The sequence below is a fragment of the Massilia phosphatilytica genome, assembly GCF_977014125.1.
This window is the reverse complement of the sequence record NZ_CDRNIL010000015.1, coordinates 1-3,525: the sequence shown is the minus strand read 5'-3', so window position 1 is coordinate 3,525 and position 3,525 is coordinate 1. Positions and strand designations below refer to the sequence as shown.

At 63.4% G+C, this 3,525-nt stretch carries 3 protein-coding genes; 2 read left to right on the top strand and 1 reads right to left on the bottom strand.

Features of this window, described 5'->3' with window-relative positions; genetic code table 11:
• Nucleotides 1–14: 14 nt before the first annotated feature.
• Nucleotides 15–170: a hypothetical protein gene (locus ACWNCF_RS00525; protein ID WP_449405643.1), complete on the bottom strand. Its 156-nt coding sequence runs from the start codon at nt 168–170 to the stop codon at nt 15–17.
• Nucleotides 171–299: 129 nt separating this feature from the next.
• On the opposite strand from ACWNCF_RS00525, the gene ACWNCF_RS00520 reads away from it, so the two are divergent.
• Nucleotides 300–1,307 carry a hypothetical protein gene (locus ACWNCF_RS00520; protein WP_449405642.1) on the top strand — a complete coding sequence of 336 codons (1,008 nt, stop codon included), beginning with the start codon at nt 300–302 and terminating at the stop codon, nt 1,305–1,307.
• Nucleotides 1,199–3,040, top strand: a complete 1,842-nt coding sequence (locus tag ACWNCF_RS00515; RefSeq protein ID WP_449405641.1) for a putative bifunctional diguanylate cyclase/phosphodiesterase — start codon at nt 1,199–1,201, stop codon at nt 3,038–3,040. Before ACWNCF_RS00520 ends, ACWNCF_RS00515 begins: the two co-directional genes overlap by 109 nt.
• The last annotated feature ends 485 nt before the right edge of the window (nt 3,041–3,525 follow it).

Sequence of the window (3,525 nt, the reverse complement as noted above, 5' to 3'; positions counted from 1 at the left end):
TGTAACCTACTCGTTCAGTTACGTATTGCTAAGGTTAAAACGGAGGAGTTAGTTGGATGATCCAGCACCTGGTCAAACCATCCAGTCCATGGGCTTCGAGTTCGCTGATGGCAATCGCCAGGATGCGTTCTTTGGTTGTCATGTATACACCGTATACTAAAAATAGTCATCAGGCAAGCACGCCTTTGGGCGGCACCGTATGTGTGCAAGTTGAATTTTTCCCGAACCGGCTGTACTGTCGGATGGAAGGGGCGTCCGACTAGTAGGGGCGAGCAATGTATCGCAGACTAATAACGTACTTGCGAGCACGCGTCGCGACAGCACGCCACGCGCGTGCCGGGGGGCTTGCGTTCTGGAAGCAGCATATCTGGCGCCTGCTTGCCTGGCCGATGGGCGCGCTGGTCGTGCTGGGGCTCGGCTGGATCGTCCTGTTCCAGCAACTGGAAGCGGAGCGCAGGCAGCTCGAATTCAAGACGCTGCAGGACGCGCAGGTCCTCGCCAACGGCTACGCCGAGCGGATCGGGCGCGAGATCGACACGATCGAACAGACCGCCCGGTTCGTGAAATACGACTGGGAGTCGCGGCAGGGCGACGTCCACCTCGGCTATGCGGACGAGCAGGGGTTGCTGCTCCCATCGTCGCGCCTGGTCGTGGCGCTGATCGATGCCGAGGGCAGGGTGCTGACGTCCAGTGCGCCGACGACGATGTCGCCCGCCGCGGCCGCCTACATCCTGCCCCGGGTGCAAAGCGGCATGCCGGTCAATTTTTTCGTGGACAAGGTGGCGATCGAGGGACGCGGCGGGCCCCGGCACCGCCTGCTCTTCGCCTGGGAATTGTCGGACCGGGATGGCAAGTTCGCGGCCGCGGTCGTCGTCGCGGTCGATCCCGCGTACTTCACGATGGGCGATGCCGATCCGGTCTTCCGCCAGGACGGCCTGCTGGCCATCGTCGGCGACGACGGGCTGACGCGGGCGCTGCGCTCGGAGGGCCCGGCGGGCACCACCCGCCGGCCGGCGTTCGTCCATGCGCCGGCGCTGGGGATGGCGGCCGGCAGTGCACTGGTCGACGGCGCGGCGTGGTTCGGCGACGGCCGGCCCCGCTTCGTCGGCTGGCAACACATCGATCGGCGCGGCGTCAACGCGGTGGTGGGACTCGACCACGAGACCATCCTCGCCCCGTGGTATGCGATGCGCCGCGCGTGGACGAACAGCGCGTTGCTGGGCACTGCGACGATCGCGTGCTGTTCGCGCTGCTCGCGACGACCAATTCGCTGCGCCTGGCGCGCCGCGACCGCGAGCTACGCGTGATCCGCGAGACATACCGGATGGCCACCGAGGCCAGCAACGAGGGCTTCTACATGCTGCGCCCTCAATGGGACGAATGGGGCGGGATCGAGGACTTCGAGGTGATCGATCGCAACCGGCGCGCCGCGGAACTGGCCGCGCGCGACCGCCGGGACCTGATCGGCAAGACAGTCACCGACCTGTATGAAGGCGACACCATGGAAATGCGCATGGACAGCCTGCGGCGCGCGATGGAAAGCGGCTACAACGAGGTGACGCTGGGACGCCCGCAGGACGACTTTCCGGCCAGGTGGGTGCACCTCAAAATGTTCCGCTACGGCGACAACCTCGCCGTCTCGGCCCGCGACGTCACGGAAGAACGCGCGCACGCCGATGAGCTGCTACGGCGCAGCAACGAAGACCCGCTTACCCGCCTGCCCAACCGCTACTGGGTCGAAGGCCACTTGCGCGAAGCCATTGCCCGGGCCGAGCGGGAGCACACCATGTTTGCCCTGCTGTTCATCGACCTGGACGGCTTCAAGGCGATCAACGATACCTGGGGCCATGCCGCCGGCGACGAACTGCTGCGCACGGCCGCGCAGCGGCTCAAGGAAGCCGTCCGTCCGCACGACTGCGTGACCCGGTTCGGCGGCGACGAGTTCGTGGTCGTGATCGAAAAGGTCGCCGACGCCTTCGATGCGGCCCAGGCGAGCGAACGCATCCAGCGCGCCTTCCGCCGGATCATCCGGATGTCCTACGGCGAGTACGTGCTCGGCGCCTCGATCGGCATCAGCCTGTTCCCCACCGACGGCACGGAGCCGCGCGCGCTGCTGCAGAACGCCGACGTCGCGATGTATTCGGCGAAGACAAACGAGCGCGGCAGCTATCGCTTCTTCGACGGCAAGTTCCACGACCAGTTGAAGGCCCGCCTCGAACGCATCCGCGAACTGCGCCATGCGCTGGCGGACGACCAGTTCGTCATGTACTACGAGCCGCGCGTGGACCTGGCGGACGGCTCGATCACGAGCCTGGAGGCGCTCGTGCGCTGGATCCACCCGACGCGGGGCGTCGTTTCTCCGGCCGAGTTCGTTCCGCTCGTCGAAGAGACCGGACTGGTGCTCAAGCTCGGCGACCTCGTGATCGACAAGGTCTGCGCCCAGCTGGCGCTGTGGGCGAAGAACGGCAACAAGCTGGTGCCCGTATCGATCAATATCTCGCCGCGCCAGTTCAACGATACCGACGTCGCGCAGACGTTGCGCCGGGCGCTGGAGCTGCATGCGGTCGACCCACGCCTGGTCGAGGTCGAGCTGACCGAGTCGTCGGTGATGAACGAGACGGCCTCCGTCCTCGGCGCGATCCAGGCGATCCGCCAGACCGGGATCAAGGTGCTGCTGGACGACTTCGGCACCGGGTATTCGTCGCTGTCGCAGCTGTACAAGCTGAATTTCGACGGGCTCAAGATCGACCGCGCTTTCATCGTCCAGCTCGGCAAGACGGAGGGCGGGATCGTGATCGTCAGGGCGATCGTCACGATGGCGCGCGCGCTCGCGATGCGGGTGGTGGCGGAAGGCGTCGAAACGATGGAACAGGTCGACATGCTGCGCGCGCTGGATTGCGGACGAGATCCAGGGCTACTTGATTTCGAAGGCGATGCCGCCGTCGGCGTTGCAGCCGGTGGCGCGCAATTTCGTGTTAATGGAGGCGGACTGCTAGAACGCAAAAAGCCCACGCACCGAAATGCGTGGGCTTCCTGGTGATTCTGGTAGGCCGTGCGGGGCGCGAAGCTGCGACCAACGGATTAAAAGTCGCTCGAGTCGGCACAGCCAACCTTTATTAATCAGTGATTTGCAACGCTTGCCGGGTGCGCTAAGCAGTCACACCGAAGGGGCGGGACGGTAACTTCTAAACATTTTTTAGCGATAAAAAAGTTTGTCTCATTAAAGGCATACGTTACATTGCGTGACTAATTTTGCCTCTCATTGTGGAAAGATGCGAGTTCAACCCGATGTCTGTACAAGCGGAGAACTCATGATCTACAGTGTTCTGCCTACTCCAGGGCTCAAAGCCGGCAGGAATGACTTGCGACCTGGCGATGGTATCTATCGTTCGCGATGCGCGTTGGCCGGGGCAGGTGCTTTTTTACTCTTGTTAACAAGTGCATCGGCGCTTGCACAGGATGCAGGCATCTACCAGGAGCAGGATCATCCAACTAACTCCTCCGTTTTAACCTTAGCAATACGTA

Excerpts from the sequence above, each read along its gene's own strand:
- ACWNCF_RS00525 (WP_449405643.1), bottom strand. The coding sequence starts at position 170 with ATGACTATTTTTAGTATACGGTGTATACATGACAACCAAAGAACGCAT.